Genomic DNA, 26,441 nt, shown 5'->3' with positions numbered 1-26,441 from the left:
ATGGCCGGCGCAATTTTTCCCTGGCGTGAAGGCAACCACTTCGAACTGCTGATCGACGGCCCGCAGTTCTTCCCGCGCATGTTGGTCGCGATTGCCCGCGCCGAAGAACAGGTCGAGCTGGAGTTGTACCTGGTGGAGGCGGGCGCCTGTGCCGAGGCGATGGTTCAGGCGTTGGTCCAGGCTGCCGAACGTGGCGTGCGCGTGCGCTGCCTGTTCGATGATTACGGCAGCCTCGCGTTCACCCTGACCTTGCGCCAGCGTTTGATGGCAGCGGGCGTGGAGCTGCGTTTCTACAATCGCCTGAGCTGGCGGCGTTGGGTGGGCAACTTCTACCGCGATCACCGCAAGCTGTTGCTGGTCGATCAGAGCATGGCCGTGGTGGGCGGCACCGGGGTGACCGATGAATTCTGGACGCCGGGCGAAGACACCAGCGAATGGCACGAAGTGATGGTGGAAATCACCGGGCCCTTGGTCATCGACTGGCAGTTGCTGTTCGACCGTCAATGGATCGCCAACCGGCATCGGCGCGCCTGGAAACCGGCCTCCCATTTCGGTTTGCCGCGCCTGCCCCGCGTACCGTCCGCGGGTGAGGGCATGGGCCGGGTGGCGTATGCCGACGCCCGCCAGCACCGTGACATCCTGCAATCATTGATTCGCGCGCTGAACAGCGGCCAGCGGCGGATTTGGCTGGCGACGCCGTATTTCCTGCCGACCTGGAAAGTCCGCCGCTCACTGCGCCGGGCTGCCGCCCGAGGTGTCGATGTGCGCCTGCTGCTGACTGGGCCGCGCACCGATCACCCGTCGGTGCGCTACGCCGGGCATCGCTACTACCCGCGATTGCTCAAGGCCGGGGTGACGATCTTCGAGTACCAGCCGTGTTTCCTGCATTTAAAAATGGTCTTGATCGACGACTGGGTGAGCATCGGCTCGTGCAATTTCGATCACTGGAATTTGCGCTTCAACCTGGAAGCCAACCTTGAGGCGCTGGACCCTGGGCTGACGCGAGCGGTGGCGGCGAGTTTCGAGAGGGACTTTGCGCAGAGCCAGGAAGTCAGCCTGGAGGCATGGCAACGCCGGCCGTTGTGGCGGCGAGTGAAGCAAAGGATTTGGGGATGGGTGGATCGGCTGGTGGTGAATCTGCTGGATCGGCGGGGGTAGGGCAAGATCAAAAGATCGCAGCCTGCGGCAGCTCCTACATTGGGATGATGTACACCTTGTAGGAGCTGCCGCAGGCTGCGATCTTTTGCTTTTCAGCGGTATTAAAGCAATTCAAAGCTCTGCTGCGTCACGTCCTGTGAATCCAGGCCGACCTCGACATTGAACTTGCCCGGTTCTGCCGCGTACTTGAGCTGTGTATTGAAGAACTTCAAGTCATCCTCGGTGATGTTGAAGTGCACGACTTTCTGTTCGCCGGCCTTCAGCGTGATTTTCTGGAAGTTCTTCAGTTCCTTGATCGGGCGGATCATCGAGCCGGTCACGTCCTGGATGTACAACTGCACCACGGTTTCGCCGTCACGCTTGCCGGTGTTTTTCACCATGACGCTGGCGTCGAGCTTGCCGGTCTTGTTCAGTGTGGTCGACGACAGCGCCATGTCGCTCAGGCTGAAATCGGTGTAGCTCAGGCCGAAACCAAACGGGAACAGGGGACCTGTGGTGTCATCGAAATACTGCGAGGTGTAGTTGCCCGGTTTGCCCGGCGTAAACGGCCGGCCAATGCTCAGGTGGTTGTAGTAGGTCGGAATCTGGCCCACCGAACGCGGGAAGGTGATCGGCAATTTGCCCGACGGGTTGTAGTCGCCGAACAGTACGTCGGCGATGGCGTTGCCGCCTTCGGTGCCGCTGAACCAGGTTTCCAGAATCGCGTCAGCCTGTTCCTTCTCTTCCAGAATCGACAGCGGACGGCCGTTCATCAACACCAGCACCAGCGGTTTGCCGGTGGCCTTCAGGGCCTTGATCAAATCGCGCTGATTGGCCGGGATGTTCAGGTCGGTGCGGCTCGACGATTCGTGGGACATGCCACGGGATTCGCCCACCGCTGCCACCACCACATCGGCATCCTTGGCGGCTTTCACGGCTTCGTCGATCAGCACTTGGGCCGAACGCGGATCATCCACCACTTCCGGTGCGTCGAAGTTGAGGAAGTTCAGGTAATCCAGGACCTTCTTGTCGCTGGTGATGTTGGCGCCACGGGCGTAGATCAGCGTCGATTGGGTGCCCAGTGCAGTGGTCATGCCGTCGAACAGGGTCACCGATTGCGCGGGTTTACCCGCGGCGGCCCAGCTGCCCATCATGTCGATCGGTGCCTTGGCCAGCGGGCCGACCAGGGCAATTTTCGCGGTTTTCTTCAACGGCAGGGTTTCGCCCTGGTTCTTCAGCAACACCATGCTGCGACGCGCAACATCACGGGCCTCGGTGCGGTGCAGGCGATTTTCGGCGTAAGTGTCGGCCGGATCATCCTCAGCCTTGCCGATGCGCAGGTACGGGTCTTTGAACAGACCCATGTCGTACTTGGCGGCTAGCACTTCACGCACGGCGTTGTCGATGTCGCTTTGCTGGATCTCACCCGCCTTCAACAGCCCCGGCAGCTCTTTGCCGTAGAGGGTGTCGTTCATGCTCATGTCGATGCCAGCCTTGATCGCCAACTTCGCGGCTTCGCGACCGTCACGGGCGACGCCGTGTTTGATCAACTCGAAAATCGCCCCGTGGTCGCTGACGGCCAGGCCTTTGAAGCCCCATTGCTTGCGCAACAGGTCGTTCATCAGCCAGGTGTTGGCGGTGGCCGGCACGCCGTTGATCGAGTTCAGCGCGACCATTACCCCGCCAGCACCGGCGTCGATAGCCGCACGGTACGGTGGCAGGTAGTCCTGGAACATCTTGACCGGGCTCATGTCGACGACGTTGTAGTCGCGACCGCCCTCGACCGCGCCGTACAGGGCAAAGTGCTTGACGCTGGCCATGATGCTGTCGGCCGCGTTCGCGCCGGTGCCCTGGAAGGCTTTGACCATCACGCCGGCGATGCGCGACACCAGATACGTGTCTTCACCGAAGCCTTCGGAAGTCCGGCCCCAGCGCGGGTCGCGGGAGATGTCGACCATCGGCGCGAAGGTGATGTCGAGGCTGTCCGCCGCGGCTTCCTTGGCGGCGATGCGCCCGGACAGGCCGATGGCGTCCATGTCCCAGCTTGAGGCCAGGGCGATCGGGATCGGGAAAATGGTGCGGTGGCCGTGGATCACGTCATAGGCGAAGAACATCGGGATCTTCAGCCGGCTGCGCATGGCCGCGTCCTGCATTGGACGGTTTTCCGGGCGGGTGATCGAGTTGAACGTGCCACCGATGTTGCCGGCGGCGATTTCCTTGCGGATCGTCTCCCGAGGCATTTCCGGGCCGATGCTGATCAGGCGCAACTGGCCGATCTTTTCATCGAGGGTCATCTGCTTCATCAGATTGCTGATGAACGCGTCCTTGTTTTCCAGAGGTGCGGGCGTCGTGGCGGCCAATACGTTATGACTGGCCAGGCTGACGAACAGGCCCAGCAAACACAGCTTCTTCATGAATAGTTTTCTCAAAAGCCTAAACGGCAGTGAATACGCGCCGGTCAGCCAAAATTTAGGGAGCGACTATTGTTGTTCAGGTAAATGCAGGCACACTTGCGCAGTGTTTTTTGCGCTGGGGCATCTTTTAGCCCATTGGCTCGATGCAATCCAGTGGCGGCGGCAGATTATGCCCCAAGAGCCGGGTTCAAAGTTCGAAGGTTGTTTTTCAACGGAATGTGCAAGGGAGCATCAACCAGATGAATGTACGACACCACTATCGGTCGAGCCTGCAGGTTGCAGCCTTGATGTTGCTGACCACACTGCTGGCCGGCTGCGGTATCAACACGATCCCGACCCTCGACGAACAGGCCAAGGCCGCCTGGGGCCAGGTGCAGAACCAGTACCAGCGCCGCGCCGACCTGATTCCCAACCTGGTGGAAACCGTCAAGGGCTACGCCAAGCACGAAGAAGAAACCCTGACGGCAGTGATCGAAGCCCGGGCCAAGGCCACGTCCATTCAGGTGGACGCCAGCACGCTGGACAATCCAGAAAAGCTCAAGCAGTTCCAGCAGGCCCAGGATCAGCTGACCGGTGCCTTGAGCCGTTTGATGGTGGTGTCTGAGCGTTACCCGGACCTCAAGGCCAACCAGAACTTCCTGGCGTTGCAATCGCAACTTGAAGGCACCGAAAACCGCATTGCCGTGGCGCGTCGGGACTTCATCCTCGCGGTGCAGAAGTACAACACGGAACTGCGTACCTTCCCCGGTCGCCTGTGGCACAGCGTGATGTACAGCGATTTGCCGATCCGCGAAACCTTCGAGGCCACCAGCCCCGATGCGGAAAAAGCACCTCAAGTGAAGTTCCAGTAAGCGCTGGGACGGGTTTAAAGCATCACCACGGATGAGGTTGCCAATGCGTGTGTTGAAAGTTGGCCTGGTGCTGTTGCTCTGGGTGTTTGCCCTGACGGCCCAGGCTGCGTTGAAGTTTCCGGAACTGACCGGGCGGGTGGTCGATAACGCCCAGATGATCGAGCCTGCGGTGCGTGAGCAGCTGACGCAACAGCTTCAGGCCCATGAAAAAGCCACCGGCGAGCAGCTGGTGGTGGTCACGTTGCCGGATTTGCAGGGCACCGACATTGCGGACTTCGGTTATCAACTGGGGCGCTATTGGGGCATTGGTCAGAAGGACAAGAACAACGGCGCGCTGCTGATCGTTGCGCGTGACGATCGCAAGCTGCGTATTGAAGTCGGTTATGGCCTGGAAGATCGCCTGACCGATGCGCAAAGCTCGGTGATAATCAATCAGGTGATTACCCCGGCGTTCAAGACCGGCAACTTCAGCAAGGGCATCAGCGACGGGGTCGCGGCAATGCTCGTGGTGCTGGGCGGCAATCCGCTGGATGAACCGTCCACGGTGTATGACTCCGGCGGCAATCAGGAAAGCGACTTCGTCTCACGGCATCCGGGGATCTTTGTGTTTCTGGTGATGCTGTTCATCCTGACGATGTTTGTCTGCCAGATGCTCGGGATCCTGCCCAGTGGCGGCGGTGGGCGAGGCGGTTCGAGCGGCGGGTTCGGCGGTGGAGGTTTTGGCGGCGGCGGTGGAGGCGGGGGCTTCAGCGGCGGCGGGGGCAGTTTCGGGGGCGGTGGTTCGTCGGGCGGCTGGTGATCACACAACAATAGCGAGTGGGCATTCTTAAACATGGCATTACTGACTGAACACGAACAACGCAAAGTTGCCGAGGCGATTGCCCGGGTTGAGCGCGACACCGACGCCGAACTGGTGACCGTGCTCGCGGCCCGCGCCGACGACTACGCGTACATCCCGCTGCTCTGGGCCAGCCTGCTGGCGCTGGTGGTGCCGGGTGTCGTGCATTACCTGACCGGCTGGCTGACCATGCACAGCTTGCTGCTGGTGCAATGGATCACGTTCATCGTGCTGTGCCTGGTGTTCCGGATTCCGAAAATCACCACGCGCCTGATCCCGTGCTCGGTGCGTCACTGGCGCGCCTCGAACCTCGCGCGCCGGCAGTTTCTGGAGCAAAACCTGCACCACACGGTGGGCAGCACCGGCATGCTGATATTTGTCTGCGAAGCTGAGCGTTATGTGGAAATTCTGGTCGATGAGGGGATTTCGAAACGGCTGGACAACAAGAACTGGGATGGAATTGTTGCGGCGTTCACTCAGCAGGTGAAGCAGGGGCAGACGTTGCAGGGGTTTGTCACCTGCGTCGAGGCGTGTGGCGAGTTGCTCAAGGTGCATGTGCCGGTGACGCATGTGAGGAATGAGTTGCCGAATCGGTTGGTGGTGTTGGGCTAAATCAAAAGATCGCAGCCTTCGGCAGCTCCTACGCCGATCGCGGTTCCCCGTAGGAGCTGCCGAAGGCTGCGATCTTTTGATTCTGCACCGTTCGGGAAATTACCCGTGCCCTCAACCCCCATCCCCCCTAAAATACCCGCCATTCCCCGATCCGCACCGCCCGAGGCCGTTTTTCCCATGTCTGTCACCGCCACTCCCGCCAGCCTCGCGCCGGATCACCACGCCCAGTTCATCGACCTGCTTCAATCCAGCCTTGACCAGAACGCCTTCATCAAACTGGTGCTGGCCAAGTACGTCGGCACTGAAGTGGACTTGCAGCGGCTGATCATCAAGCAGCTGACAGTCAAGGATCAGCCCTGCCTGTCCTTCGTCTACCGCTACAAGACGCGCGACATCATCAAGAATTTGCCGATTGCCGAGGGCGTAGCGACCATTGCCGCACTCTTGCCGGCATCGTTCAAAAATGCGCATTTGCTGTCGCTGACTGATGAAGCTCAGCTCGAATACAGTAAAAAGGGCAAGTCTTCGCTGTTCAAGAGCAAACCTCAGCAATTGCGTGAGGTGCCGTCCGCTGAGCATAACCGCGAGAAGAACCGCTTTCTCGACTTGAGCCGGCCGTTCCTCGCCGACCTTGGTGTGACGAACAGCAAGCACGAGCTGATCCCGGCGATGTCGCGCAAGTGGAAGCAGATCAACAAGTTCATCGAAGTCTTCAGCCATGCACTGACCACGTCACCACTGGCGCTGGACAAACCGGTTCAGGTGGCGGACTTCGGTTCGGGCAAGGGTTACCTGACGTTCGCGATCCATGACTACCTGCGCAACACCTTGAAGGCTGAAGGCGTGGTGACCGGCGTCGAGTTGCGCGAAGAGATGGTGGATTTGTGCAACGCCGCGGCCGCAAAGCTCGAGCATCCGGGGCTGGTGTTCAAGTGCGGTGACGTGCGCAGTGTGGCGCCGAGCGAGCTGGACGTGATGATCGCGCTGCATGCCTGCGACATCGCCACCGACTACGCGATTCACACCGGCATTCGTTCCGGCGCCTCGATCATCATGTGCTCGCCGTGCTGCCACAAGCAGATCCGCCTGCAAATCCAGAGCCCGGCGCTGCTCAAGCCGATGCTGCAATACGGTCTGCATTTGGGCCAGCAAGCGGAAATGGTCACCGACAGTTTGCGTGCGTTGTTCCTGGAAGCCTGTGGTTACGAGACCAAGGTGTTCGAGTTCATCTCACTGGACCACACCAACAAGAACAAGATGATCCTGGCGGTCAAACGTGCCGAGCCGGTTGATCCGGCCCAGCTGTTGGTGAAGATTCAGGAACTGAAGGATTTCTACCATATCAGCGAACATTGCCTGGAAACCCTGCTGCGTTCCGACGGTTATTTGGGTTAACGGCAAAAGATCGCAGCCTTCGGCAGCTCCTACATTCGGACGGCGTACGCCCTGTAGGAGCTGCCGAAGGCTGCGATCTTTTGATTTTGCTTTCAGGCTGTAGCCACTCGTGCTGGCTTGACCGCCGTCTTGCGCCCGAGCATCACGGTCACGATCACCCCGGCGGCAAACAGCCAGGTGATCGGCTCGATGTGTTCGCCGAAGAACAGCGCCGAAAAAGCGATGGTGAAGAAGATCTGCAACAGCTGGATCTGACTGACCCGGGCAATCCCCCCCATCGCCAACCCGGCGTACCAGGCGAAGAAACCGATGAACTGCGAGAACAGCGAGACGTAACCGAAGGCCCACCAGGTCTTGGCCGAAATCTCGCCCTGATGTTGCAGCGCCAGGTACACCACCGGCCCGATCAGCAACGGCGTCGACAACACCAACGCCCAGCAGATCACCTGCCAACCGCCCATCTCCTTGGCCAATCGGCCGCCCTCGGCATAACCCAGGCCGCCAACGGCAATCGCGCCGAGCATCAGCAAATCACCGGCTTGAATGCTGCCGGCGCCGCTGATCAGCGCATAACCGAGCACCAGCGCACTGCCCAGCGCGGCGCAGGCCCAGAAGGCTTTCGACGGTCGTTCGTGGGACAACCACGCGGCGTACAGCGCTACGCACAACGGTTGTAAGCCGTTGACCAGCGCACCGTGAGACGCCGGCAAGGTTTGCATGGCCCAGGCCGACAACACCGGGAAGCCGAGGATCACCCCGGCAATCACCAGGGTCAGGCCTTTGACCTGTTTCCAGGTCGGCCATTTTTCCCGACGCCACAGCAACAGCAACGCCGCCGGAACCGCCGCGAACAGCGCACGGCCCAGGCCGTTGAGCAGCGGATGGAGTTCCTGTACGACGATCCGTGTGAAGGGCAGGGTGAGGCTGAAGATCACAACGCCGAGCAGGCCGAGGGCCATGCCGGTGTTTTCGCGCGAGGACATGATGGCAACCAGAATCTAGGGTGACGGGAAGACCTTCATCTAGCCATAAACCGCAGGAATCGCTCTGTTACAGCTAGGCGCAGAGTTATCCGTACAGTTGCGAGTAATGCTCGCAACGTAGGAGCTGCCGAAGGCTGCGATCTTTTGAACTTGATCTTCAACAATCTTCTAAATCGCTAAAAGATCGCAGGCTTCGCCAGCTCCTACACTGACCGCGTACAACCATCATCCATAGGTTGTCGTAGTAGCTGGTTATTACCCGACCCTGCGGATAAGGACTACCTTGAATACTCCTGCAGGCCCACGTATTTCCCAGAGGAGTCATCCCCATGGCGGCTAAAAAAATTCTGATGCTGGTCGGCGATTACGTCGAAGACTACGAAGTGATGGTGCCGTTTCAGGCGCTGCTGATGGTCGGCCACACGGTGCACGCCGTTTGCCCGGACAAAACCGCCGGTCAGACCGTACGCACGGCGATTCATGACTTCGAAGGCGACCAGACCTACAGCGAAAAACCCGGTCACCTGTTTGCCCTCAACTTTGACTTCGCCAAGGTCAAGTCCGAGGACTACGACGCCCTACTGGTGCCGGGCGGTCGTGCGCCGGAGTACCTGCGCCTGAATGAAAAAGTCCTGGAACTGGTGCGAGCGTTCGACAAGGCCGGCAAACCGATTGCCGCCGTGTGTCACGGTGCTCAATTGCTGGCGGCCGCGGGAATTCTCGAAGGTCGCGAGTGCAGCGCCTACCCGGCCTGCGCTCCGGAAGTGCGCCTGGCGGGCGGTACGTTCATCGATATCCCGGTGACGGAAGGCCACGTACAAGGCAATCTGGCCACTGCGCCAGCCTGGCCGGCGCACCCGAGCTGGCTCGCCGGTTTCCTCGGGTTGCTGGGCACCAAAATCACGCTGTAACGAGGAACCTGTCCATGTGCGAGCTCTACGTCAAAGCCGATCCGATTCTCTACGAATCGCGCTCCCGCTCGCTGCGCATCTGCGGGGTGGTCACCACCCTGCGGCTGGAGAATCAGTTCTGGGACATCCTCAGCGAAATCGCCGAGGTCGACGGCATGACCACCAACCAGTTGATCGCCAAGCTGTATGAAGAGGTGATGGACTACCGCGGCGAGGTGGTGAATTTCGCCTCGTTTTTGCGGGTCAGCTGTACGCGGTACCTGAGTCAGCGACGGGTGCAGGCGCCGGAGTTGTCGGTGGTTCGGGCGGTGGTGAAGTAAGGCAGGTTGGTCTTTACTCTGAAGCGCGCAACCTCTCAATCGCCAAGGAGAAAGAGCATGTCTGGATGGTATGAAGTGAGCAAAAGCAGCAATGGTCAGTTCAAATTTGTACTGAAGGCCGCTAATGCGGAGACCATTCTGACCAGCGAGCTGTACACCACCCGCGCTGCCGCTGACAAAGGCATCGTGTCGGTTCAGAGCAACAGCCCGAAGGATGAACGCTACGAGAAGAAAACCACCAAGGATGGCCATCCTTACTTCAACCTCAAGGCTGGTAACCACGAGATCATCGGTAGCAGTGAGGCTTACACCTCCGCCGCCGCGATGGATAAAGGCATCGCCAGCGTAAAGGCCAACGGGCCGACCACGGTGATCAAGGACAAGACCTTGCCGGTGCTTTAAAAGGCAAAAGATCGCAGCCTGCGGCAGCTCCTACCCGACCATCTGTAGGAGCTGCCGCAGGCTGCGATCTTTTCATTGCGTTAACGCAATGCTTTCAACAGGTCTTGCAGCTGACTGCAACCGGCCTCATCCAACGCAAACACCGGCAACCGCGGATCGCCCACTTCCAGCCCGGTGGCGCGCAAGCCGGCCTTGATGGTTGCGGGCAAACCACCCTTCAAGATGAAATCCAGCAGCGGTAACTGGCGATAGAACAGTTCGCGCGCCTTGCCCAGGTCGTTGGCCAATACCGCTTCATACAAATCAAGATTGAGCTGCGGGATCAGGTTCGGTGCCGCTGTGCACCAGCCTTTCGCGCCTGCCGCAAAGGCTTCCAGCGCCAATGGATTACAGCCGTTGTAGAACGGCACCCGACCTTCGCCGAGCCGCTGCAGCTGGTGCATGCGCTGGATGTCGCCGGTGCTTTCCTTGACCATCGTCACGTTGTCTACGGCATTGAAAATCCGCAGGATCAGGTCCACCGACATGTCAGTGCCGCTGGTGGCCGGGTTGTTGTAGAGCATGATCGGTACGCCGATGTTCTCGCCGATGGCGCGGTAGTGGGCGAGGATTTCCGCTTCGCTGAGTTTCCAGTAGGATGTCGGCAGCACCATCACCACGTCGGCGCCGTGGGCTTCGGCGAAACGTGCGCGGCGTACCGCTTTGGCCGTGGTCAGGTCGGACACACTGACAATGGTCGGCACGCGTTTGGCCACGTGTTTGATGCTGAATTCGCTGACCTGATCCCATTCCGCGTCGCTCAGGTAAGCGCCTTCGCCGGTGCTGCCCAGCGGTGCGATGGCGTGGACGCCGTCGTCGATCAGGCGATCAATGGAACGCCCGAGCGCGTCGAGATCAACGCCTTCGCCGTTGGCGGTGAACGGGGTGATGGTGTAGCCGATGATGCCGTGAATGTTTGGGGTCGACATGGCGACTCTCCTCTTGAAAATGAGTGGTTTCAGTTCAGGCAATCGGCGTGTTGACGCAGGTTCTGCCGAGCGTAGTAGTTGAAAGCGGCGGCGTGACGTTTCGGCCTGGCGATCCAGTCATGGGCTTCGCGGCCCAGCTCTGGCAGGATCGGCTTGATGGTCCCGGCGCTCATCGCCAACAGTTGCAGCTTCGCGGCGCGTTCAATCAGTTGCGCAATGACACAGGCTTCTTCGATGGTCGCGCCTGTGGACAATTGGCCGTGGTGCGAAAGCAGGATCGCCCGTTTGTCGCCCAAGGCTCCGGCAATCAGTTCACCTTCCTCGTTGCCCACCGGCACGCCCGGCCAGCCTTCGAGAAACGCGCAATCGTCGTAGAGCGGGCAGAGGTCCATGTGGGAAATCTGCAGCGGCACTTCGAGCATCGACAGCGCGGCGACGTGGGTCGGGTGCGTGTGAATGATGCAGTTCACGTCTGGCCGAGCGCGGTACACCCAGCTGTGGAAACGGTTGGCCGGGTTGGGCATGCCGTGGCCTTCAAGCACGTCCAGGTCTTCGTTGACCAGCAGCAGATTGCCCGCGGTGATTTCGTCGAAACCCAGGCCCAGTTGTTGAGTGTAGTAGGTGCCCGGTTGCGGGCCGCGGGCGGTAATCTGCCCGGCCAGGCCGGAGTCGTGGCCGTTTTCGAACAGAATCCGGCAGGTCAGGGCCAGCTTTTGCCGGTCGGTCCACGTATTATCCGCCAGGGTATTTTGCATCTGGGTCAGCGCTTGCTTGACCAGTTGCTCTTTGGGTAGTGCTAAGGTCTTGGCCATATCGGTGTCCTTTGGGTGGTTCAATGGACGTCGGATTTGCCGTTCACGCGTTGCTCGCAAGGTCATGGGTGAATGCAAATGACACAAATGATGCTATATGACACCTTGTGTCATAGGCAAGGAAAAATCGTTGCTTCCTTGATGGATTAATCGCTCTACATGTCTATCCGTTTGAAATTACTGAGAAAAAAACTCGGCGTGACGCTGGAGGCCTTGGCCGAAAAGTCCGGCATGACCAAGAGCTATCTGTCGAAAGTCGAACGCGGGTTGAACACTCCGTCGATTGCTGCCGCGTTGAAACTGGCCAAGGCACTGAACGTGAAGGTCGAGGAGTTGTTCTCCGAAGACAACGTCAGCCTCGACAGTTACAGCCTGGTGCGCAGCGATGAGCGCCAGTCTCTGGCGGCCAACGATGAAAGCCCGGGTTACGCGGTGCTGGCCCATCAGGTCAGCGAGCGCAGCCTGCTGCCGTTCATGATTTACCCGCCGACCGAGTTTGCCGACAAGACCTTCAAGGAACATTTGGGCGAGGAGTTTCTGTTCGTGCATGAGGGGCAGGTGGAGGTGGACTTCATGAACGAGCGGGTGCTGCTCAACCGTGGGGACGCGCTGCATTTCAATGCGCAGAAACCGCACCGGATACGGTCAGTGGGCGAGGTTCAGGCGCAGTTGTTGGTGGTGGTGCATAGCGCCGAGGAATGAGTCGACTGGACTGAAGCCATCGCGAGCAAGCTCGCTCCCACAGGGGATTTGTATACACCGCAGATCCAATGTGGGAGCGAGCTTGCTCCGGGCGGCGTTCCGACGATGGCGTCAGCCGCGTCGCCGCTAAACCTCGACTGGAACTGTGAGCTTGGGGCTGCCCAACGCATGCGTCTTCGAATCAAAAAACCGCAACTCACTCCCGGTGCCCTCAAACACCTTCGCGTAATGCCGCTTCTGGTGCTGAATGAACGCCTTGCTGCGCGGATAAATCGAGATCGCCATCAATTGTGGTTTCGCCTGGCGCAAGGCGTGGATGATGTGGCTGTCCTGCTCACCCAGGGCATGACCGAACAGGCACAACCCGTCGCCATGACCGAGTAGCTGGTCGTAGCAGAACGACAGATAGTCCGAGCTGCGAATGGTTTTGAGCTTGTCCTGCGCCGGACCTTCATTGACGAACAGCGGCACGTCGTCGAGGGTCTTGATCGTGTTGTTGATCGCGAAACTGCCGAGCAACGTGCCCTCGGTCGACATCAGTTTGCGCGCCGTGCCGTCCTGATTACGCACCAGATGCAACCCGCCATGCAGGTAAAGCAGTCGGGTTTTATCGGTCGCCGTGGCGCTCAGATCAAAGCTTGATTCTGCACCCTGAAACAGGTCGCTGATCGCATCAGGCTGATGCTGGAGCGCCCAGGAATTGAGCAGATCGTAGTTGGTGGTGAACACAGTCCGGTAGCGGCCCAGTTCCTGATTGATCGTCGCCAGCGTCGAAGGCACCACCAGCCGCCACGGAATGTGCACCGCGTGCACGGTGTTGATCAGCGCTTCCTTGATCGCGTAGTAACGATTGCGCGGTGCGGCGGAACTCACGGCCAGGGCCTTGTTGACCCGGCTGGTGGTTTTCAGTGCGCTGAGCACCTGCTCGAAGCTGCGCGTCTGCAGGGCGTCAAACACGCTCAGCTCGGACTGGCTCAGGGGTTTTTCTTCTACGGTACGGGCGTTTTCGAACAGCGAGTCGTAGCCGAAGTCGTCCCACACGGCGCGACTGGCGCCGTTGCCCACCAACAGGCCGCTGAACGAGGCGGTGGCGCGCAAGGCGTTCCAGTCTTCAAGTTGGGCATCAACATCCTGGAAATCGGTCATTGCGTTCAAAGTCTCAAAGCAGAAGGTCTGATGGGCGGCGACTTTATCACGACCAAGACTTGAGCCAGATCAAGTTACTGCGTGACCGATAGGTCGATCCTGTGGGTACCCGCTGGATCGGTGCTACCGATTCGGCCTCAGCCAGGAGACTCGCTCATGAGCAGCACGTTTTTCATCCCCTCCGTGAACATCATGGGCATCGGTTGCCTCGACGAGGCCATGGACGCCATTCGCAAGTATGGTTTTCGCAAAGCGCTGATCGTCACCGACGCCGGGCTGGCCAAGGCGGGTGTAGCGAAGATGATTGCCGAGAAGCTGGCGATGCAGGACATCGATTCGGTGATTTTCGACGGCGCCAAGCCTAACCCGAGCATCGCCAACGTCGAGAGCGGTCTGGGTCTGCTGAAAGAAACCCGCTGTGACTTCGTGGTGTCCCTGGGCGGCGGTTCGCCCCATGACTGCGCCAAAGGCATCGCGTTATGCGCGACCAACGGTGGGCAAATTCGCGATTACGAAGGCGTCGATCAATCCACCCAGCCGCAACTGCCGCTGATCGCCATCAACACCACCGCCGGCACCGCCAGCGAGATGACCCGTTTCTGCATCATCACCGACGAATCCCGTCACGTGAAAATGGCCATTGTCGATCGCAACGTCACGCCGCTGCTGTCGGTCAACGACCCGGCGCTGATGGTCGCCATGCCCAAGGGCCTGACGGCTGCCACTGGCATGGACGCCTTGACCCACGCCATCGAAGCCTACGTTTCCACGGCGGCCAATCCGATCACCGATGCCTGCGCACTGAAGGCGATCACGTTGATCAGCAACAACCTGCGCCTGGCTGTCCGCGACGGCAGCGACATGGCCGCGCGGGAAAACATGGCGTACGCGCAGTTCCTCGCCGGCATGGCGTTCAATAACGCATCCCTGGGTTTTGTCCACGCCATGGCTCACCAGTTGGGCGGGTTCTACGACTTGCCTCATGGTGTGTGCAACGCGGTACTGCTGCCCCACGTACAACGCTTTAACGCGCTGGTTTGCGCCGATCGCCTCACCGATGTCGCCCTTGCGATGGGCGTCGATGTTCACGGTCTCACCCCGGAAGCGGGCGCTCAGGCGGCCATCGTGGCGATCCGCAGCCTGTCCAAAGACGTGGAAATTCCCGCTGGTTTGCGTGAGCTCGGCGCCAAGCTCAACGACATCCCGATCCTCGCCAGCAATGCCTTGAAAGATGCGTGTGGCGTGACCAATCCTCGCGTGGCGGATCAGCGCCAGATCGAGGAGATTTTCCGCAGCGCCTTTTAGGAGGTTTTTCGACCGGGCGCGAGCATCACGCAGAGCATCGCGCCCAACGCCAGCAAGGTACACAACAGCGACAACGGCCATGCTTGCGGGCTCGCGATCAAACTGGCGATCCCGCCGATTACGGCAGCCATCAGTTGATGAATGAAACCGCTCAACGCCATCGCATACGCACCGCCGACCGGCGAATTGTCATTGGCCAGGGACAGGCTGATCGGGTAAGTCAAAGACTGGCCGAACACCGCAACGCAATAGGGCAACCAGAACAGCAGCGCCACTGAAGTGCCCGCCAAACTCCCCAGCAACATCACCGCGCTGCCAGCCAGCACCAGCCCTACACCCGCCGTCATCAACCCGCGTTGACCGGTGCGAAGTACAAAGCCATTGACCGCCAAAGCCCCCAGAAAATAGGCCGCGCTGATCGGCCAGCCCAACAACCCGTATTCCACGGCCGACCAGTTGAACGGTCCTTGCAGAATCAGCGGCGCTGCGGTGTTGAACGCGACAATCACCCCGTACCCAAGGCCGCCGGTGAGGGCCGGCAACAGAAAGGCTCGATGACGCAAAATGCGCCAGTAACTCGGCCAGGCGGCTGACGGGGCATTCTCCTCGGCCAGCACCGGGAACGTAACCCGAGCCACGACCAGCCCCATCATCAGACTCACAGCACCCAACAGGTAGAAAATCGCTGGCCAGCCCAGTGCCACCTGGATGATCGACCCCAGGTATTGGCCGATCCCCAGCGCCACCACAAAGGAAATCGAAATCCAGGACAACGCCTTGGCCAGCAGGTCGCCGCGGAAACTGTCGCGGATCAGCACCCGGGCCATGACCGAAATGCCGCTGGCGCCAATGCCCTGAACCAGTCGAAACGCCAGGAACGATTCAAGCGTCTGGCTCAGGGGCAGGGCCAGATTGCCCAACCCGTAGATGCCCAGCGCGGCGAGCAGCACCGGTTTGCGGCCGATGCGCTGGCCCAGGCTGCCCCAGAACAACATCGGCAACGCCATGCCGATCAGATACACCGCCAGCCCCCAGGAAACCTGCGAGGCGTCGGCAGACAGATCCCGGGCAATCTCCGGCAGCGCCGGCAGGTAAACGCTCATGCCCAATTGGGCGAGGAAAACCGTGCAGCAGGTGACGAGGAGGGTGGTGCTGCTCTTCATTGAATCTTCCCTGGTTTCAGTTCAACAGCCGATGTCCCGGCCTCGAATGCGTAAAAGCTCGGTGATGAGTTCACAAAAGTGCCGGATCAGCGTCGGCTCCATGTCGGCGCGCAGGGTGATTCTGATGGCTGCCTTGCCTTGTGCGACCACCGGGAAAAAGACGGCCGAGGTGAAGAAACCGTGATTGGCCAGTTCCATGGCGATGCTGTTGGCGAGCGTTGTTTCGCCGCAGTTGACCAGCCGAATCGCCATGTTGCTGTTGTGTTGATCGGTTCGTATGAGGCTGTCGAACAGCCGGATATTAGCCTGAAGTTTTTCCTGCAACGCGGCAAATTCCGGCGTGCGATGAAGCAGGATGGACGCCCTCCCTGCGCCAATGGCTGCACTGTTCAAGCTTTGCGACCAATTGCTGGGGCCGCCGTAACGCGCAATGAGCTTCTTTTGCCGTTCATTGCCCAGCATCACCAGGCCACCGCTGGCGCCAAACGACTTGGCCAGCGAGGCGACGATCAGGCAGTCATCCTCCAGGGCATGCATCCTGGGGCGCACGAGGCCAGCGCCCGATGTTCCGACGGCGGACAGCGCGTGGGAATCGTCCAGGTAGAGAAACAACCCATAGCGGTCCTTGAGATACAAAAGACTGTCCAGGTCTGCGACCCCGCCCATGCTGTAGGCCCCGTCGGCGACATACGCGACGGTGCGGTGTTGCTGGCACTGCTTCTCGAGAAAATCCATGTCGTTATGAGGGCAGGTCACGACCGTGGTTTCATCGGCGCAGGCGGCTTTGAGGTGATTCATCGAATAGTGCGCCAACCGGTCGAAGACCATCGCGGGAGGGCGGTTTTCCGTGAACACGCCGCTGGCCAGCAACGGCAGGATTCCGGCACTCGCCGCACTGCACGACAAGGTGCTCAGGCAACTGGCGCCGAACAACTCGGACAGTTCGGTTTCATACTGTTCCAGAATTGCCAGCTTGCAGCGGTTCTTTGAATTGGCGACGCGAAGGGTGCCGGCTTCCCACAGTGTATTCATGGCGCCGTCGAGAATGTCCGGATGGTGATCCAGGCCCAGGTAAGACGTTGTACAGAAATGATGAAAGGCGCGCCCGTGCTGATCGAGCATCCGGTTGGCACTTTTGATTTCGACGTTGAGCCCTGAAACTTTCCCGGCTTCAGCGCTCTCCCAATCGTGATCGGCCAACGCGATGACTTTGCGGTAGTTGGTGTAGCGGTTTGCCGCCTGTGCTGTCTGGTCCATATAAAAATGACTTTCCTTGAGTGAAACGATCCATGGGTGTGTTGCAGTTCGTGTGTGTTTCCAGACTTTACAGAGCGCGGCGGAGGCTTTGAATCGGCTGTTTCCGGTACGGCTGAGTGTTACAAGAGATTTATGTGTAGGACGATGCCTAGTGATGTTGTGGGCTAATTGCGTTGCCGAGTCGCGTAGAAACCGGGCTATCCTGCCGACTCAGTCGAACAGAAGTCATCGAGCCCTCCATGCTGCAAAAAAGCCTGATCCGCCGCCTCGACCTGATCACTCTCCAGCTGTTTGTCGCCGTTCATGAGGAGGGCACGCTGACCCGTGCCGCCGCGCGTGAAGCCATCGCCGTGTCGGCGGCCAGCAAGCGGCTGATGGAGTTGGAAGAAGCGCTGGGCATCAGTCTGTTCGTGCGCCAGGCCAAGGGCATGACCCTGACGCCGGCCGGTGAAACCTTGTTGCACCATGCCCGGCAGATGCTGTTCAACGTTGAGAAAATGGGGCTCGAACTGGGCGAACACAGCCACGGTATTCGCGGCTATGTGCGGATGCTCGCCAACCTGTCGGCGATCATCCAGTTTCTGCCCGAGGACCTGCGCGACTTTTCCGAGCGTCATCCTCAGGTCAAGACCGACCTCGAAGAGCGCCCCAGCAGCGGGGTGATTCAGGGTGTGCTGGATGGCGTGGCGGACCTTGGGATCTGCTCCAGTGACAGCGACGTCAAAGGTCTGCACAGCGTGCTTTATCGACAGGACAAACTGGTGGTTTTGATGCTGCCCGATCATCCGTTGGCGAGTCGTTCCAGCCTGGCTTTCGCCGATACGCTGGGCAGCGATTATGTCGGCCTGCACTCCGCCAGTTCGATCAATATGCGTACCCACGCGGCCGCGCGTCAGGCTGGCAAAGTGTTGCGGCTACGGATTCATGTACCGGGTTTCGATGCCATGTGCCGGATGGTCCAGGCCAACATGGGCATCGGCATCCTGCCGCAAAAGGCCTATGAACTGTTTGGCCGGGCGTTGGGCTTGCACGCAGTGCCGTTGACGGATGACTGGTCGGATCGCGCGTTGGTGCTGGTGGTGCGCGATGAAGCGGCGCTGTCGCCGGTGAGCCGGATGTTGTTCGAGCAGTTGCGCGGGCAGGTCTGATCATTCTCGATTCGATGGACTGGCCTCATCGTCGGAACGCCGCCCGGAGCAAGCTCGCACCCACAATGATCTGCGGCGCTCACAAAACCCTGTGGGAGCGGGCTTGCCCGCGATGACTGACTTGAGGTCGCGGTAATTTTCAAGGCGTTCGCGTTTCGCGAACGCTCGTTGCCAACTGAAGGTTGGATTCCAGGCCCCGTGGTCCTCTAGCCTTGGCTCATATTCCAAGAACAACATGAGGTACCCCGCGATGACTGCCCCCTTAAGTGCAATCAAAGTGATCGAGATTGGCACGCTGATCGCCGCGCCGTTCGCCGCGCGCATGCTTGCCGAGTTCGGCGCCGACGTGATCAAGATCGAAGCCATGGGTCAGGGCGACCCGCTGCGCAAATGGCGCAAGCTGCACGAAGGCACGTCGCTGTGGTGGTACCTGCAATCGCGAAACAAGAAGTCCCTTGCACTGAATCTCAAATCACCCGAAGGCATTGAACTGGTCAAGCAACTGGCGACCAGCGCCGACGTGCTGATCGAAAACCTGCGTCCCGGCGCTCTGGAGAAACTCGGTCTGGGCTGGGACGTGTTGCACGCCCTCAACCCTAACCTGACACTGGTGCGTATTTCCGGGTATGGCCAGACCGGCCCGTACCGTGATCGTCCAGGTTTCGGTGCGATCGGCGAGGCCATGGGCGGGATTCGCTACACCACCGGCACCCCCGGTTCACCGCCGGCGCGGGTGGGCGTCAGCCTCGGCGATTCCCTGGCTTCGTTGCACGCGGTGATCGGTGCCTTGATGTCGCTGCTGCGGGTCAAGACCGGGCAGGGCGGTGGGCAAGTGGTCGATGTGTCGCTGGCTGAAAGTGTGTTCAACGTCATGGAAAGCCTGGTGCCGGAATACGACATGCTCGGCCATGTTCGTGAGCGCAGCGGCGGGGCCTTGCCGGGCATCGCGCCGTCCAATACGTACCTGACGGCCGATGGCGCCTACGTGGTGATCGCCGGCAACAGCGACCCGATCTACAAGCGCTTGATGGACGTGATCGGTCGCCGTGATCTGGCCGATGCGCCGGAGTTTGCTCATAACGACGGGCGTGCCGCCAAGAGCAACATGCTCGATGCGGCGATCACTCACTGGACCAGCAGCCTGCCGATCGACGAGGTGCTGTCGGCACTGGAAGCTGCCGAAGTCCCGGCCGGGCGCATCTATTCAGTCGCCGACATCGTCGCCGATCCGCACTATCAGGCGCGGGACATGCTGCTCAACGCCGACCTGCCCGGCGGTGCCACGGTGAAGATGCCCGGCATTGTGCCGAAAATGTCCGAGACGCCCGGTGGCGTGAACTGGTCCGGACCTGCGTTGGGCCAGCACACCGACGGCATTCTCGCGGGACTGGGTCTTACAGGTTCGGACATCGAACGGTTGAAAGCTGCAGGGGTGGTGCAATGATCACTGAATTTTCCGAGACCCTGATTGTTCAGGAAGTCTCCCCCCGCGACGGCTTGCAGATCGAGCCGACCTGGGTCGAAACCGTTGACAAGATTGCCTTGATTGATCAGCTGTCGCTGGCCGGTTTCAGCCGCATCGAAGCAGGTTCGTTCGTTTCCCCCAAGGCTATTCCGGCGCTGCGCGACGGTGAGCTGGTGTTCAAGGGCATCACCCGGCAACCGGGGGTGATTTACGTCGCGTTGATCCCCAACCTGAAAGGCGCGCAACGGGCGCTGGCGACGAGGGCCGACGAGTTGAATCTGGTGATGTCCGCCAGCCAGACCCACAACCTGGCCAACATGCGCATGCGTTGCGAAGCCTCATTGGCCGCGTTCGGCGAGATCGTGCAATACGTTCGCGGGACGACGGTGCGACTCAACGCCAGCATCGCCACCACCTTCGGCTGTCCGTTTGAAGGCAAGATCGATGAGGATCGCGTGCTGCAAATCGTCGAGGCTTATCAGGAGCTCGGGATTCAGGGCATTACCCTGGCCGACACCACCGGCATGGCCAATCCGCGGCAGGTTGATCGTCTGATGCGGCGGGTCTTGCAGCGAGTTTCGCCGGCTGATCTGACCCTGCATTTCCACAACACTCGCGGGCTCGGTCTGTGCAACGTACTGGCCGCCTATGAGGCTGGTGCCCGGCGCTTCGACGCGGCCCTCGGCGGGCTCGGCGGTTGCCCATTCGCGCCGGGCGCCTCGGGCAATATTTGCACCGAAGATTTGGTCAACCTGTGCGATGAAATCGGCATTCACACCGGCATCGATCTGCCGCTGTTGCTGCAATTGTCGCGAGGATTACCCGCGCTGCTGGGCCACGAAGTGCCCGGTCAGCTGGCCAAGGCCGGACGCAATTGCGATCTGCATCCAAGCCCTTCCTGACTACACCGAATCCCCTGTGGGAGCGGGCTTGCTCGCGAATGCGGTCTGACATTCAGCATTGATGTCGACTGATACACCGCCTTCGCGAGCAAGTCGGATCGCCGCACCGCCGCTCCCACAGTAAAAGCATTCATACCCGAGCCTCTCAACCAGACAACAAAAACAATCGGACACCCACGGGCAGTCCGCCTGGAGAACCATCATGAGCCTTAATGTACTGGAGGCGGGCGCGAGCCCGTCCGTTAGCCACGACGAAGAAAAAGCCCTGGTCAGCAAAGTCGCCTGGCGCCTGATGCCGTTGATCATGGTCTGCTACCTGTTCGCGTTTTTCGACCGCATCAACATCAGCTTCGCCAAGTTCCAGCTGCAGACCGACCTGAGCCTGAGCGACACCGCTTACGGTCTCGGCGCCGGGTTGTTCGTGGTCGGTTACGTGATCTTCGAAGTGCCGAGCAACATGATGCTCTACAAGGTCGGCGCCCGGCGCTGGATCGCCCGGATCATGATGTCCTGGGGACTCGCTACTGCGGCCATGGTCTTCGTCAATAGCGAATGGCAGTTCTACACGCTGCGCTTTGTCATCGGCGCGATGGAAGCAGGTTTCGCCCCAGGCGTGCTGTATTACCTGACGCTGTGGTTCCCGCAGCACTATCGCGGGCGCATCACGTCGATGTTGTTTCTGTCGTCGGCGTTTGCCGGTCTGGTCGGCGCACCGTTCTCCGGTCTGGTGTTGCAACACCTCGACGGCTTCCTCGATATGCGCGGCTGGCACTGGCTGTTTCTGCTGGGCGGCGTGCCTTGCATCGGTCTTGGCTTGCTGGTGCTGACGTTGCTCAAGGACCGCATCGAAGACGCCCATTGGCTGACGCCGTCAGAGAAAACGCTGCTGGCCAGCCGTATCGCTCACCATGAACCGCACAAGAGTGGCGGCTCGTTGCTCGCCGCACTGCGGATTCCGGGTTTCCTGACTCTCGGGCTGATCTACTTCCTGATTCAGGTGGCGTCCTACGGCTTGAACTTCTGGGCCCCGCAACTGATTCGCAGCGCCGGCACCGAGAGCCCGGTGATGATTGGTTTGCTGACCGCCATCCCTTACATCTGCGGCGCCATCAGCATGGTGGTGATCGGGAGGTTGTCCGACTCGACCGGTGAGCGGCGCAAGTTTGTTGCAGGTCTGGTCGCGGTGGGCGCGGTGGGGTTCTTCTGTGCGGGGATCTTCGCTAACCACACGACCTTCCTGATTGTCGCGCTGGGCTTGCTCGGTGCCGGGATCATCGCGTCTATCCCGAGCTTCTGGACCCTGCCGCCGAAACTGCTGGCCGGGGCTGGCGCAGGGGCTGCGGGCGGGATCGCGGTGATCAACACCCTCGGCCAGTTCGGCGGCATCGTCAGCCCGGTGATGGTGGGGCGGATCAAGGATCTGACAGGCAGCACCACGCCGGCACTGTATGTCATCGGCGTCGCTGCGCTGATCGCGGTTGCGCTGCTGATGTGGGGGTTGCCACAGAAGCTGCGCACGCTGGACAAGTTTTAAAAGATAGTAGCCTTCGGCAGCTCCTACCTGGGACCACGCATCCCTGTAGGAGCTGCCGGAGGCTGCGATCTTTTGATTTTCAAGAGACTGCAATCACCGCTTTGGCCGGTGCAGCGCTGAACTGAATCAACACCACTCCCGCCACTAGCAACAAAGCCCCAACCCCCCGCGACACGGTCATCTGCCGCTCGACCAATCCAAACATTCCGAAGTGATCCAGCACCAGCGAAGCAGCGACTTGCCCCGCCAGCGCCAAAGCAATAAACCCCGAGGCTCCGAGTTTGGGCAGTAGCATCAGCGCCAATGAAATAAAGCACACCCCAAACGCGCCACCGGTCCACATCCACAGCGGCGCCTTGCTGATGAACGCCAGCGACGGCAACGGCAATCGCAGCGCCAACATAACCGGCAACAACACCACAATACTCACCAACAACGACGCGAGGGTCGCCCACAACGGATGGCCCAAACCGCGCCCGAGGTTGGCGTTGATCGCGCTTTGAAAAGGCACCACCGCCCCGGCTATCACGGCCAGCAGCAACAGCCCGGCCCAATGCAACGTACTCATGATGAATCTCCAACAGGTTTTGCTGGACTCTAGAGTATTCGTCGCGCAGATTTAAATTCCAAATAGCTATCCAGAACATGCACTAGATGAATGATCTTCGGCGCGTCGACCTCAATTTGCTGGTGATCCTAGACGCTTTGCTCAGCGAGCAACACGTGACCCGTGCCGCCGAGCGCTTGCACCTGAGTCAGCCGGCCGTCAGTCATGCCTTGGCGCGGTTGCGGGATTTGCTCGGGGATCCTTTGCTGGTCCGGGCGGGTGCCAGCCTCGTGCCAACCCCGCGAGCCCTGGAGTTGATGGCTCCTTTGGCCGAAGCCCTGGCTCAGGTGCAATCGCTGCTGGCACCGAATACCTTCGATCCGGTCACCGCCAAGCGCACGTTTCGACTGGCGATGTCCGACTATGGCGCTGCCATCGTCCTGCCGGGGTTGATACGGACCTTGCGCCGGGAAGCACCGGGCATCGATCTGCAAATCAGCCATGCCAGCCGCGAAGGCATGCTCGAGGGCGTGCTCAACGGCGACATCGACGTGGCGGCAGGTGTCTTTCCAGAGTTGCCGAACGAGTTGCGCAGCACCCCGCTGTTCGAAGAGCACTACTCTTGCCTGGTCGACCGCAACAGCCTGCCCGCCGATGGCGTGCTCGACCTGCCAACCTACCTCGCCCGACCCCACGTCCTGCTGGAAATGCGCGGCAGCGGCACCCCGGAAATCGAACGGGCCCTGACAGCCCTGCGTGAACGCCGTCGCGTGGCGATCAGCCTGCCGCACTGGAGCGTCGCTCCGGAATTCATCAGCGGCACAGACCTGATCCTCACCGTCGCTTCCCGAGGGTTGCTCAATATCGATGAGCAGTCGTTGATCGTGGTCCCGCCGCCGTTTCACATTCCGTCGTTTACGTTTGTGTTGGTTTGGCACAAACGGCGGGGTGGGGATCAGGCGTTGAACTGGTTGAATGGGCGGATTGAGGAGGGGATTAGGCACGGATGACGTTCTATCCAGTGCCCTGATTTTGTAGTGTTTACCAAGTGGTAGGCGGAAGACGTCTGGTATGGAAGACCCTTAGTACCTGCAGGCGTCCTTGGCGAACTCGATAGGGAATTAGATAAGGTCGGTCTGGCAAGACCCATTCTCGAGTGCCGGGCAGGCGGCCTTCACGGCCGGTTGCCGGGAAGCGTGCAAGGTGATCGACGCTGGCAAGGATGGCTCGGACGAAGTCCGCTGCGGCTTTCGGATTCTCAATTGCTATATAAGTGGCTTCGTCATCGAGATTTTTTAATGCGGTACGCAGCCACTCAACCCGCATTGGCTGTCCACTTGTCAGCGATTGCATTCACTTCTTCCGGCGTTGCGAAGTCACCAGCATCGGCTTCTTTCAGTGCTTTCTGAATTTCCTCGATTTGCCAGGCTTCCCTCGCGAGATATTCACGCAGAGCATCCACCGCGAGAAATGATTTGCTGCGGCCAGTGGCCTTGGAAAGATTGGCGAGGGTATCGGCGATTTCGTCTGGCAGACGTAAAGACATGACGGACATGACGGTCTCGATGTAGTGGTTTGTAATACAACATACTACAGCGTCATGCAGGGGGTTAGACCACCCCCGTTCGTCTGCCGTAACAAATGATTGAACAGACCTGCCGAGCCGGGGATAGTGCGCGGCTGAAACTGTCTGGGTTTTTGACGTAAACAAGGAGCAGGGCATGACATTGAAGTCTGGGTTGATGGGGAGTTTGGCTGCGTGCAGCCTGATAATGACGGCCCAAGTGTTCGCCGAATGTGCGTCACCACCGTTGAGTGACGAATTCGGTTTTTCCGTTTGCAAAGATTGGCCCGCTTATCCCGGCCTTACTCTGACTGCCACTTCGCAGCACGAAGCGAATCCCTCTTTCGACAGTTCGGGTAGTGACGGGATCTATGACCTCAGTCTTGCGGTAGTGTCGGGCAGTGAATCGAGACCACTGGCATCCTTCCATCAGGCATCTGCCTTCGTGTCTGATGCATTGGGTGTTGAAGACCTGCAACTGGATACCGCCCGCTACACACTCACTCCAGAACTGCGAGCCTTTGGCGTACGGATCAGATTCAGCGGTTCTTCTCGCGCCAATCCCATGGCTGAAACCTGGCTGTCGCTCTATGTAAAAGAAGGCAATCAGTTGCGTCCAGTCCTGGACAGGCTCATCACGGAGGCGGAGAGCGGCGAATGGGATACCAACTGTGCCGGTGAGCGCTACAACACCGTTCGAACCGTCGAGATCGGCAAAACCAGCTCACATGGATTTGCGGATCTGATCGTCAAATCGGTGGCCACCAGTATCATCGGCAAAGGCGAGGGGGAGGCTTGTGAATCCAGATCAATCACCGCCAAACCCGTGCTGACGACACTCCGATACAACGGCAAAGCCTATGTCCTTCCACAAGGATTCAAGGGCCTCTGACCTTTGACTATCAGGGAATAAAATGACCAGCAACACCAGACTGTTCGGCTCAATTATCGCATTCAGCCTATTAACTATGACTTGTCAGGCTCAAGCGGCTTGTGAAGTCGCTCCATTCGATGGGCATACACTTTCTGTGTGCAAGGTATGGCCGGCGTATCAGGACCAGGCCATTGCGGCGAAATCCACGTTTACACCCGCCAGCGCGGATGAAAACGATGGAGGGATGTTCAATCTGGAACTGTCGATCATCAATCCCACCAACGCACAGACGCTGGCCACTTACCGCAAGAACGAAGCTTACAATTCCGACGCAGTCGGTTTTGAAGGTTTTGTCATTGATACGGCGCGCTACAAGCTGGCGTCGGATGTCCGGGCCTTTGGTCTGCGTTCGGACTTTGGTCACCGATCGAGTGCTATGCCCTACTCCAAAACCGATCTTGCGTTGTACCTCAGGGATGGTAACACCCTGCATCCAGTGCTGGAGGGGCTGGTGGTTGCCAAGAACACAGGTGAGTGGATGGGCGACTGCACAGGTCAGGGGCAGGACATACGCAGAACCGTCGATATCGGCAAATCGACTCACAACGGATTTGCAGACTTGATCGTCACTTCAAGCACCACCGTGCTGAAAAACTTCAAATCAGGCGAGGAGTGCCTTTCTAAAACCAGCGATCTGAAAAAAACACAGATCACGCTGAGCTACGATGGCAAACACTACGTCGTGCCTGAAGAACTCAAAGGTTACTGAAAAAATGCTCACAGGCCTCAACCACCTGACCCTTGCCGTCACCGACTTGAACCGCAGCGTGGCGTTCTATCACGATCTGCTGCAACTTCAGCTTGAAGCCACGTGGGACACCGGCGCCTATCTCTCGCTGCCGGGTCTGTGGTTGTGCCTTTCCCTCGATCCGCTGCGCAAATCCGAACCCGCCGCCGACTACACCCATTACGCCTTCGGCATCAGCGCATCGAATTCCCCATTGTTCGTCGAACGCCTGCGATCCGCCAACGTCCAGGAATGGCGTGATAACCGGAGCGAAGGCGCGTCCTTCTATTTCCTCGACCCGGATGGGCACAAGCTCGAAGCCCATGTCGGCGACCTGGCATCGAGGCTGGCAGCCTGTCGGCAGCGGCCCTATGCGGGAATGAAGTTCTTCGACGATCAGTAAG

Annotated in this window: 28 protein-coding genes; 18 read left to right on the top strand and 10 right to left on the bottom strand. The window is 59.7% G+C overall.

Features of this window, described 5'->3' with window-relative positions:
• A complete protein-coding gene (locus tag ACA059_RS24845) occupies nt 1-1,158 on the top strand; it encodes a phospholipase D-like domain-containing protein (RefSeq protein ID WP_497631355.1) in 1,158 nt (385 codons plus the stop codon).
• A 101-nt stretch (nt 1,159-1,259) separates the two neighbouring features.
• Here the strand turns inward: ACA059_RS24845 and bglX are convergent, their stop codons facing one another.
• On the bottom strand, nt 1,260-3,551 hold the full coding sequence (gene bglX, locus ACA059_RS24840) for a beta-glucosidase BglX (RefSeq protein ID WP_497631354.1): 2,292 nt from the start codon (nt 3,549-3,551) through the stop codon (nt 1,260-1,262).
• 239 nt (nt 3,552-3,790) lie between these two features.
• Here bglX and ACA059_RS24835 point away from each other — a divergent pair, with 239 nt between their 5' ends.
• The 4 genes from ACA059_RS24835 (at nt 3,791) to ACA059_RS24820 (ending at nt 7,247) form a co-directional block, all read left to right on the top strand.
• The gene (locus tag ACA059_RS24835; protein WP_497631353.1) at nt 3,791-4,402 is read left to right on the top strand and encodes a LemA family protein; all 612 of its coding nucleotides are present in this window, start codon (nt 3,791-3,793) and stop codon (nt 4,400-4,402) included.
• Between the two features lie 43 nt (nt 4,403-4,445).
• Complete coding sequence (locus ACA059_RS24830) at nt 4,446-5,201, top strand: TPM domain-containing protein (protein ID WP_415770928.1); 756 nt, start codon at nt 4,446-4,448, stop codon at nt 5,199-5,201.
• A gap of 33 nt (nt 5,202-5,234) precedes the next feature.
• On the top strand, nt 5,235-5,852 hold the full coding sequence (locus tag ACA059_RS24825) for a TPM domain-containing protein (protein WP_497631352.1): 618 nt from the start codon (nt 5,235-5,237) through the stop codon (nt 5,850-5,852).
• A 177-nt stretch (nt 5,853-6,029) separates the two neighbouring features.
• Nucleotides 6,030-7,247, top strand: coding sequence for a class I SAM-dependent methyltransferase (locus ACA059_RS24820; protein WP_497631351.1), 1,218 nt, complete (start codon nt 6,030-6,032; stop codon nt 7,245-7,247).
• 92 nt (nt 7,248-7,339) lie between these two features.
• Here the strand turns inward: ACA059_RS24820 and ACA059_RS24815 are convergent, their stop codons facing one another.
• Nucleotides 7,340-8,230, bottom strand: coding sequence for a DMT family transporter (locus ACA059_RS24815; RefSeq protein WP_046029420.1), 891 nt, complete (start codon nt 8,228-8,230; stop codon nt 7,340-7,342).
• A gap of 329 nt (nt 8,231-8,559) precedes the next feature.
• Here ACA059_RS24815 and ACA059_RS24810 point away from each other — a divergent pair, with 329 nt between their 5' ends.
• From ACA059_RS24810 to ACA059_RS24800, 3 genes are read left to right on the top strand one after another with little or no spacing between them, the layout of a single operon-like run.
• On the top strand, nt 8,560-9,141 hold the full coding sequence (locus ACA059_RS24810; RefSeq protein WP_008152949.1) for a DJ-1/PfpI family protein: 582 nt from the start codon (nt 8,560-8,562) through the stop codon (nt 9,139-9,141).
• 14 nt (nt 9,142-9,155) lie between these two features.
• Nucleotides 9,156-9,461: a ribbon-helix-helix domain-containing protein gene (locus ACA059_RS24805; protein WP_008025707.1), complete on the top strand. Its 306-nt coding sequence runs from the start codon at nt 9,156-9,158 to the stop codon at nt 9,459-9,461.
• A 57-nt stretch (nt 9,462-9,518) separates the two neighbouring features.
• Nucleotides 9,519-9,863, top strand: a complete 345-nt coding sequence (locus tag ACA059_RS24800) for a YegP family protein (RefSeq protein WP_497631350.1) — start codon at nt 9,519-9,521, stop codon at nt 9,861-9,863.
• 80 nt (nt 9,864-9,943) lie between these two features.
• Here the strand turns inward: ACA059_RS24800 and ACA059_RS24795 are convergent, their stop codons facing one another.
• Nucleotides 9,944-10,831, bottom strand: a complete 888-nt coding sequence (locus tag ACA059_RS24795; RefSeq protein ID WP_497631349.1) for a dihydrodipicolinate synthase family protein — start codon at nt 10,829-10,831, stop codon at nt 9,944-9,946.
• 29 nt (nt 10,832-10,860) lie between these two features.
• Nucleotides 10,861-11,643 (bottom strand): aldolase, encoded by a 783-nt coding sequence (locus ACA059_RS24790; RefSeq protein WP_497631348.1) that lies wholly within the window; start codon nt 11,641-11,643, stop codon nt 10,861-10,863.
• A gap of 159 nt (nt 11,644-11,802) precedes the next feature.
• Here ACA059_RS24790 and ACA059_RS24785 point away from each other — a divergent pair, with 159 nt between their 5' ends.
• Nucleotides 11,803-12,345, top strand: coding sequence for a helix-turn-helix domain-containing protein (locus ACA059_RS24785; protein ID WP_123366837.1), 543 nt, complete (start codon nt 11,803-11,805; stop codon nt 12,343-12,345).
• A 126-nt stretch (nt 12,346-12,471) separates the two neighbouring features.
• On the opposite strand, the gene ACA059_RS24780 is transcribed toward ACA059_RS24785, so the two are convergent.
• Nucleotides 12,472-13,491 (bottom strand): DUF4917 family protein, encoded by a 1,020-nt coding sequence (locus ACA059_RS24780; protein WP_497631347.1) that lies wholly within the window; start codon nt 13,489-13,491, stop codon nt 12,472-12,474.
• A 156-nt stretch (nt 13,492-13,647) separates the two neighbouring features.
• Between ACA059_RS24780 and yiaY the strand changes: the two genes are divergently transcribed.
• Nucleotides 13,648-14,796, top strand: coding sequence for an L-threonine dehydrogenase (gene yiaY, locus ACA059_RS24775; RefSeq protein WP_497631346.1), 1,149 nt, complete (start codon nt 13,648-13,650; stop codon nt 14,794-14,796).
• Here the strand turns inward: yiaY and ACA059_RS24770 are convergent.
• Both ACA059_RS24770 and ACA059_RS24765 read right to left on the bottom strand, forming a co-directional pair.
• Nucleotides 14,793-15,959 (bottom strand): MFS transporter, encoded by a 1,167-nt coding sequence (locus ACA059_RS24770; protein ID WP_497631345.1) that lies wholly within the window; start codon nt 15,957-15,959, stop codon nt 14,793-14,795. The two genes, yiaY and ACA059_RS24770, sit on opposite strands and share 4 nt — an antisense overlap.
• Before the next feature lie 21 nt (nt 15,960-15,980).
• On the bottom strand, nt 15,981-17,216 hold the full coding sequence (locus tag ACA059_RS24765) for an aminotransferase class I/II-fold pyridoxal phosphate-dependent enzyme (protein ID WP_497631344.1): 1,236 nt from the start codon (nt 17,214-17,216) through the stop codon (nt 15,981-15,983).
• A gap of 239 nt (nt 17,217-17,455) precedes the next feature.
• Here ACA059_RS24765 and ACA059_RS24760 point away from each other — a divergent pair, with 239 nt between their 5' ends.
• From ACA059_RS24760 to ACA059_RS24745, 4 genes are all read left to right on the top strand, one after another.
• Nucleotides 17,456-18,364, top strand: a complete 909-nt coding sequence (locus ACA059_RS24760) for a LysR family transcriptional regulator (protein ID WP_462002423.1) — start codon at nt 17,456-17,458, stop codon at nt 18,362-18,364.
• A gap of 250 nt (nt 18,365-18,614) precedes the next feature.
• Nucleotides 18,615-19,808, top strand: coding sequence for a CaiB/BaiF CoA transferase family protein (locus ACA059_RS24755; protein ID WP_497631343.1), 1,194 nt, complete (start codon nt 18,615-18,617; stop codon nt 19,806-19,808).
• Nucleotides 19,805-20,731: a hydroxymethylglutaryl-CoA lyase gene (locus tag ACA059_RS24750; protein ID WP_497631342.1), complete on the top strand. Its 927-nt coding sequence runs from the start codon at nt 19,805-19,807 to the stop codon at nt 20,729-20,731. Before ACA059_RS24755 ends, ACA059_RS24750 begins: the two co-directional genes overlap by 4 nt.
• Before the next feature lie 202 nt (nt 20,732-20,933).
• The gene (locus tag ACA059_RS24745; protein ID WP_497631341.1) at nt 20,934-22,265 is read left to right on the top strand and encodes an MFS transporter; all 1,332 of its coding nucleotides are present in this window, start codon (nt 20,934-20,936) and stop codon (nt 22,263-22,265) included.
• A gap of 79 nt (nt 22,266-22,344) precedes the next feature.
• Here the strand turns inward: ACA059_RS24745 and ACA059_RS24740 are convergent, their stop codons facing one another.
• Complete coding sequence (locus tag ACA059_RS24740; protein WP_497631340.1) at nt 22,345-22,833, bottom strand: DMT family transporter; 489 nt, start codon at nt 22,831-22,833, stop codon at nt 22,345-22,347.
• Nucleotides 22,834-22,919: 86 nt separating this feature from the next.
• Here ACA059_RS24740 and ACA059_RS24735 point away from each other — a divergent pair, with 86 nt between their 5' ends.
• Nucleotides 22,920-23,822 (top strand): LysR substrate-binding domain-containing protein, encoded by a 903-nt coding sequence (locus ACA059_RS24735; RefSeq protein ID WP_497631339.1) that lies wholly within the window; start codon nt 22,920-22,922, stop codon nt 23,820-23,822.
• Nucleotides 23,823-23,853: 31 nt separating this feature from the next.
• On the opposite strand, the gene ACA059_RS24730 is transcribed toward ACA059_RS24735, so the two are convergent.
• Together ACA059_RS24730 and ACA059_RS24725 are read right to left on the bottom strand one after the other, a co-directional pair.
• A complete protein-coding gene (locus ACA059_RS24730; RefSeq protein ID WP_497634725.1) occupies nt 23,854-24,138 on the bottom strand; it encodes a type II toxin-antitoxin system RelE/ParE family toxin in 285 nt (94 codons plus the stop codon).
• Nucleotides 24,128-24,367 (bottom strand): CopG family ribbon-helix-helix protein, encoded by a 240-nt coding sequence (locus ACA059_RS24725; protein ID WP_282480763.1) that lies wholly within the window; start codon nt 24,365-24,367, stop codon nt 24,128-24,130. Before ACA059_RS24725 ends, ACA059_RS24730 begins: the two co-directional genes overlap by 11 nt.
• 166 nt (nt 24,368-24,533) lie before the next feature.
• Between ACA059_RS24725 and ACA059_RS24720 the strand changes: the two genes are divergently transcribed.
• The 3 genes from ACA059_RS24720 to fos are packed head-to-tail and all read left to right on the top strand — an operon-like array spanning nt 24,534 to nt 26,440.
• Entirely contained in the window at nt 24,534-25,268 is a 735-nt protein-coding gene (locus tag ACA059_RS24720; RefSeq protein ID WP_497631338.1) for a PA3715 family protein, read from the top strand.
• A gap of 22 nt (nt 25,269-25,290) precedes the next feature.
• Nucleotides 25,291-26,019: a PA3715 family protein gene (locus tag ACA059_RS24715; protein WP_497631337.1), complete on the top strand. Its 729-nt coding sequence runs from the start codon at nt 25,291-25,293 to the stop codon at nt 26,017-26,019.
• 4 nt (nt 26,020-26,023) lie between these two features.
• Nucleotides 26,024-26,440 carry a fosfomycin resistance glutathione transferase gene (fos, locus tag ACA059_RS24710; protein ID WP_497631336.1) on the top strand — a complete coding sequence of 139 codons (417 nt, stop codon included), beginning with the start codon at nt 26,024-26,026 and terminating at the stop codon, nt 26,438-26,440.
• The last annotated feature ends 1 nt before the right edge of the window (nt 26,441 follow it).

The sequence above is a fragment of the Pseudomonas sp. LBUM1647 genome (assembly GCF_059716175.1).
This window is presented reverse-complemented; position numbering and strand designations above follow the sequence as displayed.